Origin of the sequence: Flavobacterium aquaticum (assembly GCF_003259835.1) — a bacterium.
GTDB classification, from domain to species: domain Bacteria; phylum Bacteroidota; class Bacteroidia; order Flavobacteriales; family Flavobacteriaceae; genus Flavobacterium; species Flavobacterium aquaticum.
The window spans coordinates 253,153-271,682 of record NZ_QLMI01000003.1 but is presented as its reverse complement, the minus strand read 5'-3'; the positions used below and the strand labels follow the sequence as shown (position 1 = coordinate 271,682).

The 18,530-nt window shown below is 33.6% G+C and carries 13 protein-coding genes; 3 read left to right on the top strand and 10 right to left on the bottom strand.

Features of this window, described 5'->3' with window-relative positions:
* Positions 1-123: 123 nt before the first annotated feature.
* From hppD to uvrC, 4 genes are all read right to left on the bottom strand, one after another.
* On the bottom strand, positions 124-1,287 hold the full coding sequence (hppD, locus tag B0I03_RS06315; RefSeq protein WP_111566612.1) for a 4-hydroxyphenylpyruvate dioxygenase: 1,164 nt from the start codon (positions 1,285-1,287) through the stop codon (positions 124-126).
* Between the two features lie 52 nt (positions 1,288-1,339).
* A complete protein-coding gene (locus B0I03_RS06310) occupies positions 1,340-2,500 on the bottom strand; it encodes a homogentisate 1,2-dioxygenase (protein ID WP_111566611.1) in 1,161 nt (386 codons plus the stop codon).
* Positions 2,501-2,675: 175 nt separating this feature from the next.
* Complete coding sequence (locus B0I03_RS06305; RefSeq protein WP_111566610.1) at positions 2,676-4,874, bottom strand: patatin-like phospholipase family protein; 2,199 nt, start codon at positions 4,872-4,874, stop codon at positions 2,676-2,678.
* Between the two features lie 2 nt (positions 4,875-4,876).
* On the bottom strand, positions 4,877-6,676 hold the full coding sequence (uvrC, locus tag B0I03_RS06300) for an excinuclease ABC subunit UvrC (RefSeq protein ID WP_111566609.1): 1,800 nt from the start codon (positions 6,674-6,676) through the stop codon (positions 4,877-4,879).
* Positions 6,677-6,956: 280 nt separating this feature from the next.
* Between uvrC and B0I03_RS06295 the strand changes: the two genes are divergently transcribed.
* The 3 genes from B0I03_RS06295 to B0I03_RS06285 all read left to right on the top strand — a co-directional run bounded on the left by B0I03_RS06295 (position 6,957) and on the right by B0I03_RS06285 (position 9,779).
* Positions 6,957-7,922 carry a succinylglutamate desuccinylase/aspartoacylase family protein gene (locus B0I03_RS06295; RefSeq protein WP_111566608.1) on the top strand — a complete coding sequence of 322 codons (966 nt, stop codon included), beginning with the start codon at positions 6,957-6,959 and terminating at the stop codon, positions 7,920-7,922.
* A gap of 62 nt (positions 7,923-7,984) precedes the next feature.
* Positions 7,985-9,223 carry an aminotransferase class I/II-fold pyridoxal phosphate-dependent enzyme gene (locus tag B0I03_RS06290; RefSeq protein WP_111566607.1) on the top strand — a complete coding sequence of 413 codons (1,239 nt, stop codon included), beginning with the start codon at positions 7,985-7,987 and terminating at the stop codon, positions 9,221-9,223.
* Complete coding sequence (locus B0I03_RS06285; protein ID WP_111566606.1) at positions 9,216-9,779, top strand: 5-formyltetrahydrofolate cyclo-ligase; 564 nt, start codon at positions 9,216-9,218, stop codon at positions 9,777-9,779. Before B0I03_RS06290 ends, B0I03_RS06285 begins: the two co-directional genes overlap by 8 nt.
* Positions 9,780-9,781: 2 nt before the next feature.
* Here B0I03_RS06285 and B0I03_RS06280 read toward each other — a convergent pair whose 3' ends face one another.
* The 6 genes from B0I03_RS06280 to porZ all read right to left on the bottom strand — a co-directional run bounded on the left by B0I03_RS06280 (position 9,782) and on the right by porZ (position 18,516).
* Positions 9,782-10,408 (bottom strand): lipoprotein signal peptidase, encoded by a 627-nt coding sequence (locus B0I03_RS06280; protein ID WP_111566605.1) that lies wholly within the window; start codon positions 10,406-10,408, stop codon positions 9,782-9,784.
* An 81-nt stretch (positions 10,409-10,489) separates the two neighbouring features.
* Positions 10,490-10,870, bottom strand: a complete 381-nt coding sequence (locus tag B0I03_RS06275; RefSeq protein WP_026725150.1) for a TraR/DksA family transcriptional regulator — start codon at positions 10,868-10,870, stop codon at positions 10,490-10,492.
* Positions 10,871-10,919: 49 nt separating this feature from the next.
* Positions 10,920-14,321, bottom strand: coding sequence for an isoleucine--tRNA ligase (gene ileS / locus B0I03_RS06270; protein ID WP_111566604.1), 3,402 nt, complete (start codon positions 14,319-14,321; stop codon positions 10,920-10,922).
* A 181-nt stretch (positions 14,322-14,502) separates the two neighbouring features.
* Entirely contained in the window at positions 14,503-15,216 is a 714-nt protein-coding gene (recO, locus tag B0I03_RS06265) for a DNA repair protein RecO (RefSeq protein WP_111566603.1), read from the bottom strand.
* A complete protein-coding gene (locus tag B0I03_RS06260) occupies positions 15,200-16,225 on the bottom strand; it encodes an acyltransferase family protein (RefSeq protein WP_111566602.1) in 1,026 nt (341 codons plus the stop codon). The genes recO and B0I03_RS06260 overlap by 17 nt, the downstream gene beginning before the upstream one ends.
* A gap of 2 nt (positions 16,226-16,227) precedes the next feature.
* Entirely contained in the window at positions 16,228-18,516 is a 2,289-nt protein-coding gene (porZ, locus tag B0I03_RS06255) for a type IX secretion system anionic LPS delivery protein PorZ (RefSeq protein WP_111566601.1), read from the bottom strand.
* Positions 18,517-18,530 lie beyond the last annotated feature (14 nt).

The following is an 18,530-nucleotide window of genomic DNA, read 5'->3' as shown; positions in this document are numbered from 1 at the left end:
GAGTGCAAATGTAGAAATGTTTTTTGAATTATTCTTAGTTAAATTTCAACTTTAACATATTTTTATCAAAAATGACACTACTACAACGTTGTATTTTGATTAATCGTTAATAAAATGTCGTTTTTATAACGTACCTCGCAATTCTTGCTCACGTTCAATTGACTCAAAAAGGGCTTTAAAGTTACCTGCACCGAAGCCTCTAGCACCCATTCTTTGAATAATTTCGAAGAAAAGCGTTGGACGATCTTCAACTGGCTTGGTAAAAATTTGTAACAAATAACCTTCCTCATCAGCATCAATCATGATTCCTAATTTTTGAAGTTCGTTGATATCTTCTTTAAATTTAGACATGTGGTCTTTTAATCTTTCTGGAATTGCATCGTAATATGCTTGAGGTGGCGTACTTAAAAACTCGATTCCTCTTGCGCGCATTTCAGCTACAGTTGAAATGATATCATCAGTTGCTACTGCAATGTGCTGCACTCCTTCTCCTTCGTAAAAATCTAAATATTCTTCAATTTGAGAACGTTTCTTACCTTCTGCCGGTTCATTGATAGGAAATTTAATTCTTCCGTTACCATTACTCATTACTTTAGACATTAAAGCTGAATACTCTGTAGTAATCTGTTTGTCGTCGAATGAAAGGAAGTTTACAAATCCCATAACATCTTCGAACCATTTTACTGCTTCATTCATTCTATTCCAACCTGTATTACCTACCATGTGGTCGATATATTTTAATCCTACAGATGTTGGATTGTAATCTGATTTCCATTCGCTATATCCTGGTAAAAAGATTCCGTTATAATTTTTGCGCTCTACAAAGATGAAAACAGTTTCACCGTAAGCACCATAAATACCTGCACGAACTACTTCTCCATTTTCATCATTTTCAACTACTGGTTCAAAATATGGTTTTGCACCGCGTTTTGTAGTTTCTTCAAAAGACTGACGTGCATCTTCAACCCAAAGAGCGATAACTTTAACTCCATCACCATGTTTTTTTACGTGTTCTCCAATTGGCGAATCACTATTTAAAGCAGTGGTTAATACCAAACGGATTTTATCTTGCTTTAACACGTAAGAAGCTTTGTCTTTAACTCCTGTTTCTAATCCTGCATACGCTAATGATTGAAATCCGAAAGCTGTTTTGTAAAAATGAGCTGCTTGTTTTGCGTTTCCTACGTAAAATTCTACGTAATCTGTTCCCATTAAAGGTAAGAAGTCTTGTGCTCCTTCAAATATTTTTTCTAATCCGTATTCTACTGATTTTATTTCTTGTGACATGATTCTAATATTTTAAAAATGGTACTATTTACCAAAAAGTTGTGTTTAATTTTTATTCTTCTAACCAAGATTGATAATATGTATCATCAGCAATACCCATGGCATCTTCTGTAACCATTAAAGGTTTAAAAGTATCTACCATTACCGCTAATTCTAACGTTTCTTTTTTACCAATGCTTCTTTCTGCCGCTCCTGGGTGTGGTCCGTGAGGAATTCCAGCAGGATGTAACGAAATATTTCCTGGTTTTACATCATTTCTACTCATAAAATCCCCATCTACATAATATAAAACCTCATCGGCATCAATATTACTATGATTATAAGGTGCTGGAATTGACAAAGGGTGATAATCGTATAATCTTGGAACAAATGAACAAATTACAAATGCATTTGTTTCAAACGTTTGGTGAATTGGTGGTGGTAAGTGAATTCTTCCTGTAATAGGTTCGAAATCGTGAATTGAAAACGCGTATGGATAATTAAACCCATCATATCCAATTACATCAAACGGATGTGAAGCGTAAACCATTTCAAAAATTTCGTCTTTTTTCTTAACTTTAATTACGAAATCTCCTTTTTCATTATACGTTTCTAATTCTTCTGGACGACGAATATCTCTTTCACAAAATGGCGAATGTTCTAATAATTGTCCGAACCAGTTTCTGTATTGTTTTGGTGTATAAACTGGCGAATGTGATTCTACAATAAACAAACGATTGTCTTCGGTATCGAAATCCATTTTGTAAATCATTCCTCTTGGAACTACTAAATAATCGCCATATTTGAAATCTAAATTTCCTAACATGGTTCTTAGTTTTCCAGTTCCTTTATGGATGAAGATTACTTCATCTGAATCCGTATTTTTGTAAAAATAATCGGTTGTTGATTTTCTTGGTGCTGCTAAAACTATGTGACAATCTGAATTCGTTAGAACAATTTTTCTACTTTCTAGATAATCATCTTGTGGCTCAATTTCAAATCCTCTTAGTTTATAAGATTGAATATTATTTGCCTTTGCAATTTTTGGTGCAACACTGTATTGTCTTCTGATTTCTTTAACCTGAGTTGGTCTTTGTTCGTGATACGAATTGGTTGACATTCCGTCAAAACCTACCGTTCCAAACAACTGCTCATAATACAAATCACCGTTTGGTTTACGGAATTGTATATGACGTTTATGAGGGATATTTCCCAATTTATGATATATTGGCATTATAATATGTTTTTATTAGACAATTAAGTAAATATGTCGAAGTGCCAATTATAACTGAAGTTTGAAAAGTATTGGCACGCTAAAAAACTCACTCAGGATTTCTCTTGATGAGGAATTTCAAATATGCTAATAAGCCAGCCCAATTTTTCATCAATACAAATATCGTAATTTTTTTTTAAAACCAAAATCCTACTGAAAACCAAGTGTGATGATCTTTTGTTTCAGGCGACCAAGAATGTTTAATTTCAACTGGCCCAATTACCGTTTCCATACCATAACCAAATGAATAGCCTGAATAATTTGGTTCAACTAACCATGTATCTAAGGTGTCAAAAATTTTATTTCCAACATTAGCAAAGTTAGCACTAAAATTCAAATGATGCTTCTTAAAAATTTCATAATCTGCTGTTAATAAAAGCTTTACATAACTGTCTCCAGCCAAACTCAAAAAATCATACCCTAAAAAAGGCTTTATATTATTTACTTGTTGAAATCCGTAGCCTCCTAAGATAAAATCAAAATAAGAAACACTTCTTTCTCCAACCGCAAAACCTCCTTCTGTTTGAAGTTTGAATGTCATGTTTTTAAAAACAGGTTGTGCAAAACTAAAATCAGCTTTGGCAACTGAAAATCGTTCAAAATTATTTTTATAGTCAGATGAATAAATATAAGAACGTATTTCAGAATTAAAGTTCCAACCCGTTCTTGGAAAATATTTTTTATCAAACGAATCATACTTCATAAACCCGAAAACCGACAAATAATTACTGCTTTCAAAAACAGGATCTGTGTTTTCTAGTGTTTCCGATTCTAATCGTAAAAATTTAAATTCTAAACCGCCACCTAATGAAAATTTTTGAGCAAAAATAGTTTGCAAATACGCCTGGTTACTCAAGTCGAAAAAATCTACATTAATGGCACTTGCAGTGGTGTTAAAAATAGCGTCATCAGCAATATTACTAGTAATATTTCTATTAAATGTAGTTAATTTAGAATTGAATCCAAAGCTCCAATAAAATCCATTATCAATATAATAATCAAAGTTATATCGGATATTATCACCTAAAATAACATCTAATGAAGCTACATCATTTTTAGCAATTAATCGCTTTTTAGTATAGTTTAATAAAATCCCGCTTTTAAATAAATCATCATAGTGTAATCCAAACTTTAGAAACGTATTATTCTCATTTTCTTTCAATTGCAAGATTAATTTATCGCCATCTTGCATTTTTTCAAACGAATAATTAATGGCACTAAAATTTTGAGTGGCATTTAAATTTAAAATTCCCTTTTGTAATTGACCTATTGAAATTTTAGTATTCCTTTTAAATTTTAATTTACCAATAATGTACGCTCTCGTATAATTTTCAAGTTTATTAAAAACGATATCCTTGATATAAATTGAATCTTGAACAACTATTTTGTTATCATTTTTGGCACTAGAATTTCCAAACGGAGCTAGTTCTCTAACAAACTCTAAGGCTTTCTCTTTTCCTTTTCCAATAATTTCTTCTCCTTTATCAAATGCAACCACTGTATAACCTTTGATATCGGGTTTAATGTAAATATTTGTGGCTTTTTGCTTTCCTTCCATTTTTTCAATCATGGAAAAATTATTGATTTGCGCTAAAACCGAAGTAACTCCTTTTAATTCTTCTCTTGTTTTTAACCCGTCCTGAACGTCAACTCCAATAATAATATCAATTCCTCTCGCTTTTAATTCCTCGATTGGATAATTATCCACAACACCACCATCGATTAAAACCCTTCCGTTTATTTCAACTGGACTATACAAAGTAGGTAATGCGCCACTTGCAATCATATTTTGAGCTAAAGTGCCCGAATCTAAAACAATTTTTTCACCTGTTTCTGCATCGGTTGCAATACATAAAAATGGAATTGGAAGCTTGTCAAAATCTCTTACGTGACTTACATGTTGGGTTAAAGAAGAAATTAGATTAAAATTATAAAGTCCTTTTGATAAACCAGAAGGCAAGCCTAATTTGAATTTATTAAATGGAAGTGTTAAGGCATAAATCTCATCGTTACGCTTTTCATAAAACGATTTCGAACCTCTTGGTGTAAAATCTTGAAGTAAAGCATCAACATCAACGTTGGAAAAAATAGAATCCAATTGCTCTGCATTATAGCCAGATGCATACAATCCACCTACAATCGCACCCATACTGGTTCCAGCCACATAATCAACTTTTATACCAAGTGAATCGATTACTTTTAGAACGCCAATATGTGCCAATCCTTTTGCACCACCACCACTAAGCACAAGTCCAACTTTTGGTCGCGGGTTTTCTTGTCCTAAGCTGATTTGGGTTAGAAATAGTAGGCTTACAAACAAGAGGAGTTTTTTCATTTCTATTTAGGAGTATTTTTCTTGTAAAAGTCGGAAATTTTTTTGGCTTTTGAAACACCTACAACTTCAGAAATAGCTTTTTCGTCGGCAATTTGCAATCTTTTAACACTTTTGAAATGTTTCATTAAAGTAATCATCGTTTTTTCTCCAATACCCGGAATACTTTCCAAACTATTGGTTAAAGCTGATTTACTTCTTTTATCTCTGTGATGCGTTATTCCAAATCGATGTGCTTCGTTTCGTAAATACTGAATCACTTTCAAGGTTTCCGATTTTTTATCCAAATACAACGGCACCGAATCACCCGGATAAAATAATTCTTCCAAACGTTTTGCAATTCCGATAATGGCAATTTTTCCTCGTAAACCTAAATCATCCAAACTTTTTAAAGCCGAAGACAACTGTCCTTTTCCTCCATCAATAATAATCAATTGCGGTAAAGGTTGATTTTCATCTAACATCCGTTTGTATCTACGATACACCACTTCTTCCATCGAAGCGAAATCATTTGGGCCTTCAACGGTTTTGATATTGAAATGACGGTAATCTTTTTTACTCGGTTTTCCATCTTTAAAAACCACGCAAGCCGAAACCGGATTCGTTCCTTGAATGTTCGAGTTATCAAAACACTCAATATGTCTTGGCTCTACTGATAAACGCAAATCTTTCTGCATTTGTGCCATGATGCGATTTGTGTGTCGCTCTGGGTCAACAATTTGAATTTGTTTTAATTGGTCTAATCGATAAAATTTGGCGTTACGCTCCGATAAATCTAAAATTTGCTTTTTATCGCCCAATTGCGGGACGGTTACTTTTATATTTTCGCCCAAATCAATCGCAAACGGAACTACAATTTCTCTCGCATTTAAATGAAAACGTTCGCGCAATTCTACTACGGCTAATTCTAACAACTCTTCGTTGGTTTCGTCTAATTTTTTCTTTAATTCCAACGTATGCGAACGTACAATGGCTCCGTGTGAAATCTGTAAAAAGTTCACATACGCCATCGTTTCATCGGAAATAATCGAAAAGACATCCAAATTGGTAATTTTCGGATTCAAAACCGTAGAACGCGATTGGTAATTTTCTAAAACTTCAATTTTTTCTTTGATTTTTTGCGCTTCTTCAAACTTCATTTCCATCGCTAAATCGGTCATTAATTTCTTGAAATCTTTCAAACTTTCTTTGAAATTTCCCTTTAATATTTGACGGATTTTTTCGATCTGACTTTGATAGTGCTCCAATGACTCATACCCTTCACACGGACCTTTACAATTGCCAATATGATATTCCAAACAGACTTTAAACTTTCCTGAATCGATATTAGCTTTCGATAAATCATAAGTACAAGTTCGCAATGGATACAATTCTTTAATCAAATCCAAAATCGTATGAACGGTTTTAAAACTTGTGTACGGCCCAAAATATTCCGAACCATCTTTAATCATTTTTCGAGTGGAAAATATTCTTGGAAATCGTTCGTTTTTGATGCAAATCCAAGGATAAGTTTTATCATCGCGAAGCAAGACATTGTAACGCGGTTGCAGCTTTTTAATCAGGTTGTTTTCCAACAATAATGCATCGGTTTCCGTAGGAACAACAATGTGTTTTATCGTAACTATCTTCTTAACTAAAACCGAAGTTTTATAATTGTCGTGATTCTTAGTAAAATACGATTGAACGCGTTTTTTTAAGTTTTTCGCTTTCCCAACATATAGAATTTTTCCTTCCTTATCATAATACTGATACACACCTGGATTATCGGGTAAAGTTTGGATTTGAAGTTCTAATGGTGTTTGCATTTTTTAAGAAAAGAGTAAAGAACAAAGATAAGAGAATTGTTTTAATTGGCACGCGGGTATTACGGATGTCTTGGAACATTATTTTTTACACAGAGACTCACGGAGCTTTTTTGATTTTGATACTGTTGAAAAGAGTTACACAGAGTCCGAAACTTCGAACGTTTTACTTTTAAAACTTATCATTTCTTCAATTTGTGTTCCAAAAAAATATTGATTTTTGAACTTGGACTTGCCCTTGTTCTTGAACTTTTCGTATTTTTAACACCTTAGAATCAACCAAATGACAGCCTCAAAACCACTTGTAATCCTTAAAGAAACCATTTTAGCGGGTGAAAGCAAAACCATTAACATGGAAATTGCCAAGTTGCACACCATGAACAAATTGAAAATTCCAATAATTGTGGAACGTTCAAAACTTGATGGTCCAACAGTTTTATTCACCGCATGTTTGCATGGTGATGAAATCAATGGAACTGAAATTGTACGTCAGTTAATCGTTCAAAAAATCAACAAACCAAAACGCGGAACAATTATTTGTATTCCGATTATCAATATTTTCGGATTTGTCAATCAAACGCGTGAATTTCCAGATGGTCGCGATTTGAATCGAGTTTTTCCTGGTAGTAAAACAGGCTCGTTAGCGAGTCGTTTTGCATATTATATTTTAAAAGATATTATTCCGCACGTGGATTATGCGATTGATTTTCATGCCGGTGGCGCGAGTCGATTTAATGCGCCGCAAATTAGAATTGTACCTGAAAATCCAGAACTTAAAGAACTTTCCGATGTTTTTAACGCGCCTTTTACCTTGTATTCGAAGAATATTTCAGGTTCGTTTCGAAATTCTTGCGATAAATTAGGTGTTAAAATGTTGCTGTTTGAAGGCGGAAAATCATTAGATTTAAATCTTCAAGTTACTGAAGAAGCGGTGGAAGGAACTAAACGGTTTTTACATCATTTAGAGATGTTAAATCCGAGAAAGAAAGTAACTAATCCTCAAAATAAAACCATTTACATCGAAAAATCTAGTTGGATTAGAGCGAAATATTCCGGTATGTTTCATGGTTTAACTACGATTGGTAGTTTTGTAAACAAGGGCGAATTAATGGCTACTATTTCTGACCCTTATGGGAAAATCGAACATAAAGTAAAAGCACCTCATGAAGGCTATATTATTAATGTAAATGATGCACCCATTATTTATCAAGGCGATGCTATTTTTCACATTTCAACACATTTATCTTAAAACCTAACAATTGTCATATTTTATTGTTTTAGCTCGGCGTATTTTCGCTAAAATTTTTAGGTATGAACTTCTGGAAAAAACTATCACAAGAAGAAAGAAAAGCCCGAATTGAAAAGGCTTTACACGATAATGTTAACTTCTCAAAAGATGCTTCTTTAGGTTATCCTGCGTCTAAATTAGATAGTCGCGTTTTTTATGATGATGCGCCATTTTTGAAAGATGCACCAACACTTCAAACCTATGTTGCCAATCCAAATAATATTGGTTGCCACACTTTTGGAACTTCGGAAAAAGCGTTTTATGGCACACAAGAAATTGAACGTGAAGTTTTAAACGTAATTGCCGTTGATATTTTCAAAGCTAAAGAAAACGAATTCGACGGTTACATCGCTCCTGGTGGAACGGAAGCTAACATTCAAGCGATTTGGGTTTTTAGAAATGAATTCATGCACAAATTCGATGCAAAATTAGACGAAATCGCCATTTTAGCTTCGGAAGACACGCATTATTCCATTCCAAAAGCTTCTAATTTATTGCAAATTGATTGGTTGAAAATTCCGATTGGTTTTGAAAATCGTGAAATTGATGTGAATGCTTTAGATAACATCATTTCGGAAGCAAAAAATAAAGGAAAAAAATACTTCATTGCCGTTTCCAATATGGGAACAACCATGTTTGGTTCGGTTGATAATCCTGATGATTATACTTCGATATTAGAAAAACATAATGCGACGTATCGTTTGCACATTGATGGTGCTTATGGTGGATTTGTTTATCCTTTTAGCAATCAAAAATCGAATATCAACTTTAGTAATCCAAAAATTAGTTCGATTACTATTGATGCGCACAAAATGTTGCAAGCTCCTTATGGAACAGGTGTTTTTGTTTGCCGTAAAGGTTTAATTGAAAACGTATTAACCAAAGAAGCAGAATACGTAGAAGGCATGGATTTAACGCTTTGCGGAAGTCGTTCTGGAGCGAATGCGGTGGCGGTTTGGATGATTTTATTTACGTATGGCGCTTATGGTTGGTTTGAAAAAGTAAGTATTTTACAAATGCGAACCCAATTCTTATGTCACGAATTAGATAAACTAAATATCAAATATTTCCGTGAACCATTTATGAATATTGTAACAATTCATGCCGAATCTATTCCAGAAAAAATTGCTGAAAAGTATGATTTGGTACCGCAACAACACAATGAAAACAACAAATGGTACAAAATTGTGTTAATGGATCACGTAGAAGTAGAACATTTGACTAAATTTATAGACGAATTGAAAGCGTCTGTAAATGGATAAGAAAGAGGCAAGAAAAAAGAGCAAAGAAGCAAGAAAACTGCTTTCTCAGGAAGAAATCGAAGACAAAAGTTTAGCGATTGCGAACCAATTGTTGCGAATGAACATTTGGGACAAATTGTATTATCATTTGTTTTTAACGATTGAAGAACAGAAAGAAATCAATACCGAATATATTCTTCAAATTTTAGCGGGAAAAGATAAAGAAATCGTCATTTCGAAGTGCGAGTTTGCTACTTTAGGAATGACGCATTTTTTATTGACCGATAATACCAAAATCAAAAAGAACAGTTACAACGTTCCAGAACCGGTTGATGGTTTAGAAGTTCCCGATGTGAAAATTGATGTGGTTTTTGTACCGCTTTTAGCTTATGACAAGCAAGGAAATCGCGTTGGCTACGGAAAAGGTTTTTACGATAACTTTCTACGTAAATGCAAGCCCGAAACGATTAAAATCGGACTATCCTTCTTTCATCCAGAAGAAAAGATTGAAGATGTTTCAACAAATGATGTGAAATTAGATTTTTGTGTGACGCCTGAGGAGATTTATAGGTTTTAGTTTTACTCAACTGTCACTTCCTCTTTATCCGCATGAGCAAAAGCTCTTTTGTTGAATACGATTAAAATTCCAACACCTGTTGAAATCGCTACATCGGCTACGTTAAAAATGGCGTTGAAGAAAGTGAAGTGTTTGCCACCCCAAATTGGCAACCAAGAAGGCAAATTTCCTTCCCAAATAGGAAAATAAAACATATCTACTACTTCGCCGTGGAACCAAGTACCGTAAGGTTGGTCTGAAAAAATAGTGGCTACTTGATGATAACTATCGTTAAAAATTACTCCGTAAAAAACAGAATCAATAATATTTCCTAAAGCACCTGTGAAAATCAAAGCTATCGCTACAATTAAATAATTAGAAGCTTTCTTTTTTACTGAATCCCATAACCACCAAGCAATTCCGCCTACGGCTACTATTCGGAATAAGGTTAAGATTAATTTCCCATGTTCGCCAGGAATTTCTGCTCCCCATGCCATGCCTTCATTCTCTATAAAATGAATTTGAAACCATTCTAAACCCATTACTTTTATGGATTCTCCAATAAAAAAATGCGTTTTGATATAGATTTTTGAAATCTGATCAATTAATAAAATAGCAATGATTAAAATATAGGCTTTCTTTAACGACATGTTCAATTTTTTTGCAAAAATAGTGTTTTTATTAAATAAAAAACGCCCCAAACGGAGCGTTAGTATAATTTTGTAAAAAGATTAACGTTGCAAGTTTTTTGCTTCGATACTCATAGTAGCATGAGGAACGATTTTTAATCTTTCTTTACTTATTAATTTGCCTGTAACTTTACAAATACCATAGGTTTTGTTCTCGATACGAATCAAGGCATTTTTTAAATCTCTAATGAATTTTTCTTGACGAATAGCTAATTGCGAATTGGCTTCTTTACTCATGGTTTCACTGCCTTCTTCAAATGCTTTAAACGTTGGTGATGTATCATCAGTTCCGTTGTTTAAGTCATTCATATAAGCACTCTTAATAAGCTCTAAATCGTTTTTAGCTTTTTCTAATTTTGCTTGAATTAACGCTTTGAATTCAGCCAAATCAGCGTCTGAATATCTAATTTGCTCCTCTACCATAATTTCAATATTTTTTTATAGTTATACGTTGATTAAAAGCTTTTGGCTTTTATTTTGAAATTAATATGCTTGTCTTAATATCATCAAACTCAATTTCCGTACCATTTTCAAGGTTTTCCACAAAAATTAATGATTCGGTTAGTGTTTCTGACTTAATATACGATTCATTAGCTAAAACGGCTTCCTCAACTTGCGGATTTTTTTCCATTTTAACAGTAATTTTGTCAGTTACCTCAAAACCAGAATCTTTTCTGATATTTTGGATTCTGTTGATTAATTCTCTCGCAATCCCTTCTTTTCTTAATTCATCGGAAATTGTAATGTCTAACGCTACTGTAATTCCGTTTGAATTGGCTACTAACCAACCTGGGATATCTTGTGAAGAAATCTCAACATCTTCTAGTGATAAAGTTATACTTTTTCCTGCAATATCCATAACTAACTCACCATCACGCTCTAATTTGGCAATTTGTTCTTGTTCAAAATTCTGTATCTCTTTGGAAATCAAACCCATATCTTTACCAAAACGCGGTCCTAATGTTTTAAAATTAGGCTTAATTTGTTTCACCAAAACACCCGAAGCATCGTCTAACAACTCCACTTCTTTCACGTTTACCTCTGCTTTAATTAGGTCAGAAACCGCCTCAATTTCAGCACGCTGATTGTCGTCAAGTACAGGAATCATAACCCTTTGCAACGGTTGACGCACTTTAATCATTTCCTTCTTACGAAGCGATAAAACTAATGAAGAAACCGTTTGCGCTTTCATCATTTTGCTTTCTAGTGATTTATCAACAAAGTTTTCAACCATTTTTGGAAACTCTGCCAAATGTACGCTTTCAAACGACTCAGAACCTGTAGCTTGTGTTAAATCTCTGTAAAGTTTGTCCATAAAGAACGGTGCAATTGGAGCCGAAAGCTTCGCAACTGTTACCAAACAAGTATAAAGCGTTTGATAAGCCGCAATTTTGTCTTGTGCGTAATCTCCTTTCCAGAATCTTCTTCTACATAAACGCACGTACCAGTTGCTCAAGTTTTCTTGAACGAAATCTGAAATAGCACGAGCAGCTCTTGTTGGCTCATAATCTGCATACGCTTCATCAACTAATTGAATTAAGGTATGTAATTCAGATAAAATCCAACGGTCAATTTCTGGTCTTTCTGCTAATGGAACTTCTGCTTCGCTATATTTAAATCCATCAATATTAGCATATAAAGCAAAGAACGAGTACGTATTATAAAGTGTTCCGAAGAATTTTCTGCGAACCTCAGCCACACCTTCGATATCAAATTTTAAGTTGTCCCAAGGATTTGCATTGGAAATCATGTACCAACGTGTAGCATCTGGACCATATTCTGCTAAAGTAGTGAATGGGTCAACAGCATTTCCTAAACGTTTCGACATTTTTTGTCCGTTTTTATCCAAGACTAATCCGTTTGAAACTACGTTTTTGTATGCAATTTTATCAAAAACTAGTGTTCCTATAGCGTGTAATGTATAGAACCAACCACGAGTTTGGTCAACTCCTTCTGCGATAAAATCGGCTGGGAATGCTTTGTTTTCGTCGATTAATTCTTTGTTTTCGAATGGATAATGCCATTGTGCATAAGGCATTGCGCCTGAATCGAACCAAACGTCAATTAAATCCGTTTCGCGATTCATTGGTTTTCCAGAAGGAGAAACTAAAACAATATTATCTACAATATTTTTGTGTAAATCCACTAAATCGTAGTTCGTTTCGTCCATATTTCCAATTTGGAAACCTTTGTATGGATTTTCGCTCATGAAACCAGCTGCAACTGTTTTTTCGATTTCATTGTACAATTCTTCTACTGAACCAATGCAGATTTCTTCGGTTTTATCTTCAGTTCTCCAAATTGGTAATGGAATTCCCCAATATCTTGAACGCGATAAATTCCAATCGTTTGCATTTTTCAACCAATTTCCAAAACGACCTTCTCCTGTAGCTTTTGGCTTCCAGTTGATGGTTTCGTTTAAATCGAACATTCTATCTTTGATTTCGGTTACTTTGATGAACCAAGAATCTAATGGATAGTATAAAATCGGTTTATCTGTTCTCCAACAATGTGGATAACTGTGTACGTATTTTTCAACCTTAAAGGCTTTGTTTTCTTCTTTTAATTGGATAGCGATTTCTACGTCAGCTGAACGTTCTGGCGCTTCACCGTCGTTGTAATATTCGTTTTTAACATATTTCCCAGAATAATCACCTAAACCTTGGATAAATCTTCCTTGTAAGTCTACCAATGGAACAGGATTTCCGTTTTCATCTAAAACCAACATTGGCGGAACTTCAGGCGTTGCTTCTTTGGCTACTTTAGCATCATCTGCTCCAAATGTTGGAGCGGTGTGAACAATTCCGGTTCCATCTTCTGTTGTTACGAAATCTCCTGAAATTACTCGGAAAGCATTTTCTGGATTTTGATAAGGTAACGCTAATGGCAATAATTGTTCGTAACGAATTCCAACTAAATCAGCTCCTTTTGCTTCCGCTAAAATTTGGTATGGAATCTTTTTATCTTCTGATTTGTAATTGGCAAAATCTGATTCTGATTCTGCTACAAAATACTTTCCGCCGAATTGTTTTCCAACTAAATTCTTAGCTAAAACTACATTTACCGCTTCAAAAGTATATTGATTGAACGTTTTTACTAAAACATAATCGATTTTTGGACCAACGGTCAACGCTGTATTACTTGGCAACGTCCAAGGTGTTGTCGTCCAAGCTAAGAAATGAACGGTCCCAAAGCCTTGTAAGAAACTTGGTAACGTTTCGTCTTTTGCCTTAAATTGAGCTACAATCGTCGTATCTGTAACATCACGATACGAACCTGGCTGGTTCACTTCGTGCGAAGATAAACCTGTTCCCGCTTTTGGAGAATATGGCTGAATCGTGTAACCTTTGTATAATAAATCTTTGTTGTAAATTTGTTTTAGCAACCACCAAACCGTTTCCATGTATTTGGATTTATAAGTCACATACGGATCTTCCATGTCTACCCAATAGCCCATTTTTTCCGTAAGGTCGTTCCATACGTCGGTGTAACGCATAACGGTTCTTTTACACGCTTCGTTGTATTCGGTAACTGAAATGGTTTTTCCGATGTCTTCTTTGGTGATGCCTAATTCTTTTTCGGTACCTAATTCTACAGGTAATCCGTGCGTATCCCAGCCCGCTTTACGCTTAACTTGGTAGCCTTTTTGAGTTTTATAACGACAAAAAATATCTTTAATCGCACGCGCCATTACGTGGTGAATTCCAGGCAATCCGTTTGCAGATGGTGGCCCTTCAAAAAACACGTAAGGAGTAGCTCCTTCTCGAGAAGTTACTGATTGTTCAAAGATGTGGTTTTTTTTCCAAAAATCAAGAACTTCTGATGCTACTGTTGGCAAGTCAAGTCCTTTGTATTCAGTAAATTTTGTACTCATTTTGTCGCTTTCTTAAATCAATTTGCGAAAGTAATAAATAGTTATGAGTTTTGAGTAATGAGTTTTGAGTTTTTCCCTCTTTTTAAAGAAATTTAACCACAATGGTCACAATGCAAAAAAACTAAGATGACAATACTTTAAGTTCTTTGCGAAAACACTTTTTGGACTTTGCGTTAAAAAATCAAGAAAAAACTTCTTTTAAAACTTCTAACGATTTTGGTTTTTTGAAGCCTTCGAGATGTAACGTATAGAAATCTAAAAGGATTTTTAATAGAATTTGACGTTCTATTCCGGCAAAAGTTTTCTGATTGGAATCAAATTTTAATTCGATTAATCGTTTGAACAATTGCGTTTCATGCGCCGAAAGTGTATTTACTGATTGAAACGGTGTAAAAAAACCTTCTTTCACGTCGAAAAAATCGAAATCTATTTCGGAAACATCGGGAAAAAAACCCAAGAATTTGGTCATTTCGAGCATTAAAATTAGATGAAAATTTGCTATTTCGTCGTGCGTATCTAACCAAAGCAGCGCCGTTTCTAAAAAAGAAAATAAGTTTTGATTTTTTTCTTCTTCTTTAATGGCGTGATGCAAAATTTCGGAGAGAAAAATTACAATCGTGCTTTTAACAATATCTGTGTTTATAGTGTAATAGCTGTGCGCTAATCGGATTTCTTTAAAATGTTCGAGCGTGCCTTTATTCTTGTGATTGGCTTCGATTTCGATAATGGTTAATGGCTGAAAATAGGCAATTTTTTGATTGGCTTTTTTGTTAGAATAGGCAATTTGCACAAAATAACTTTTCAAACCATCGGATTGCGTGAAACACTTTACAATCAAGCTTTTTTCTTGAAACTTTAAGGAAGAAAGAACGATGGCTTTAGTTTTGACTAGCATTATTTCTTAATTTATAACGATCTAAAAATCTTTTTTCTATTACAAACCACGAGAAGATGGCTAATGAAAAAGAAAGCAATACTACAATAACACCCATAAAATAAGGATTATGCTTTTCAAATAAATTATACTGTCTAAATAACTGAATAACTGGAAAATGAAAAATATATAATCCGTAAGTAAAATCGCCATACTTACCAAAATTGTTAAAAAATAGTAGACTATATGCCGAAATTATAACAATTAAACCAAGAGCTGCAGGATAAAAAACATTAAAAATTAAAGGAAAATAGTATGAAGCAATTAAAATAAAAATTGAAATTAAAACTATTTTAAATTTAATCTTCATAAGATTATAAAAATACAAATACGAAAATATTCCAACTACAAAATAAGACATTTGTCCCGGCAATTGTTTAGCCAACAATGGCTTATTGAAATAAAATTGCATTATATACCAATATAAAATTGACCCAATATATATAACCAAAAGAACGAAAAATGGCTTTTTGATTTTAGTTAATAAATAAAAAACAAGAGGTAAAATTAGGTAAAACCCCTCTTCAATTTTTAGCGTCCATAAAGCGCCGTTCACAGCACACAATAAGTTATTCTCAAAAATTCCTGGTAAGCATGGGTGAACAAAATTTAGGAAAACTAAATTCCATGCAACATATTGATAGGTTGAAATAGATGTAAAATAACTGTAAAAACCATAATTACTAAATATTGAAAATAATATAGTCGCAAATAAAATTACAAAAACGTAGGCTGGTAAAATTCTTTTGGCTCTTTTAATAAAATATTCTTTTAAAGAAGGTGTATTGGTATAGCTTTTAGCAACTAAAAAACCACTTATTACAAAAAAACCTTTAATGGCGATAGATGAATCTGTAATCCTTGATAAAAAAAACAAACTACTACTTTCTGATAGTTCCCAAAGATGTGCTAACAGAATATCAAACGCAAAGAAAAATCTTAAGAAATCAAAACAATTATTTTTATTCATAATTACCTGATAATCATCACTTTTTTTACCATAGAATCGGTTCCGTCTTCACTTGCCACAAAAACCATGTATACTCCTGAAGCCACTTTATATTTTCCAAAAGCGGTGGTATCCCATTCGATAGTACCTCCTGATGACGTAGTTTCGTAAACTAAATTACCTTCAATATCACTGATTTTTACATTGGCTTTATCGGTTAATCCACTAATTTTTACTGTTCCTGAAAAATTTGGTCGTACTGGGTTTGGATATACAAAAACATCTCCTAAACTGTCACTTGGCTTGGTTGAAATTCCTAAAAAAGATACAATTCCTTTATCTGTTACAAAAAACACTTCTCCTGAAACGCCATCAATTTCAATATCTACAACATTATTACTTGGCAAGGGCGAATTATTTTTATCAAAGCGATAAATGGTTTGCTGTCCGTTTGAAGAAACTAGGAAAACACCTCCATCAGCAATTGAAACCCATTTTCTATTAGCACCATCAACAGCGATATCTAAAATAGGTTGTTGGTAAAAAAGTTCTTGAGCCAAGTCGCCTTCTTGAATAATAATAGGAAAAACATCTAATTCTGTATCGGAAACAAATCGATCAACACTAGATAAAACACGCAAACCAGCCATAGTTCCTATCCATAATTGATTTCGGTTATCTATAGCCAAACAAGTTACAACAGCTGTAGGAATGTCGGCATTCTCTTGATTAATTACTATAAACTTGTTGTTATAATTTTCATTGAAAGCTACTACACCGTCATTGTAAGAAGGTATCCACTTGGTGTTATTTTTATCTATAGCCATTGCATTATATCTTCCTGTAGATAAATTTGCTGTTACCCCAGATAAATTATAAGATTGCCATTGACCATTAGCTCTTAGTACTTTTATTGCTCTATTTACATAAGAATTTGTAACCCAAAGATTTCCTTCTCTGTCAAAAGCTGGACTATTGATACGAATATCTACATAAGTTGGATTCCCTGGTAATACTAAAGACTCTAAACCATTAGCGCCTGTGTTTGTATTATTAAGCAATTCAATTGTATTGCCGAACATTTTTAAAAGTCCAGAAAAATAAGACGTTACGTATACTTGATTTTGATTTGATGGATTTATTGCAATATCCGACAAAGATTTTGCACCATATAAATCACTATATGGAATAACATCCCAACCTTGATCAGCTGTAAACGTGCTGATTCCTAACTCATCTAAAGGATATGGATTGTATTGCTGACTATAATCACCATGTACCACCCAAATTTTATTAGGAGCTTTTTTTAATCTAAAAGATTTATTCTGAAGCGGTCCATTTGGAGACATTGCTGTAAAAATTGTTGGGTTTGCCAAACTCGTAGAAAACAACCCATCTTTCTCTGTTCCTATATATATAATTCCACCTACAACAGAGGCCGCCGTAAAGCGTACAGTAAAATCGGGAATTTGAGTTATATGCACTAAAACAGAAAATGATTGATTTAAAACATACACATTGTTTTGAGTAGTAACAATAAGCTCCGTTCCGTTTGTTTTTAATTTTAGTCCGGCTTGATTATGATTTAGAATTTCTTGCGGTATATTTCCATTAAAACGGTATGTTCTTGCATTTGCGTTTGTAGCAACTAATTGATTATTGAATGTTACGATTCCACTCCAAAAACCAGTGTCAAAAGTTTGCCATTGACTAAAATCAAATAGATTGGGATTACTTAAACTTGCTTTTCTAATTCCAAAATTTCGTGTAACGGCATATATTTCATTATTAAAAACGGTAGTTTGTAATACTTCTGTTTCTTCTCCTGATGTACCAATGAAGTAAGTTGAAACAAATTCTAATGTAGCAATATCTATTACAGAAATTCCGTAATCTGCTGCAATGTACAAACGACCATTGAATTCGTAAAAATCATTGATTTTCTTTTTATTTGGCGGCACAGGTACTTCTTCAATTACATCTACTTTTGTAGTAACAGAACCATCCGCATTTTGTATTAAAATTAAACCGTTATTATTTCCAACGAATGTTTTATTAAAAGCATCTGAATGGTGAATTGTGGAAATAACATCAGGTTTTAAACCTGTAATTGAATTATAAATATTTAAATTAGAAGACGAAACAGCTTGAGAAAAAAGCGCATTTTGAGTTGAGGCAAAAACAGCGTTGGAGCCTGATTCTACATCTACTATTTCATTGTATGAAAAATAACCTTTCCACAACTGATTATTCTGTTGTGCAAAAAAAGATTGAGAAATAATAAATAAAAAAATGTAAATCGCTTTTTTCATTGCAAGTATTTAAT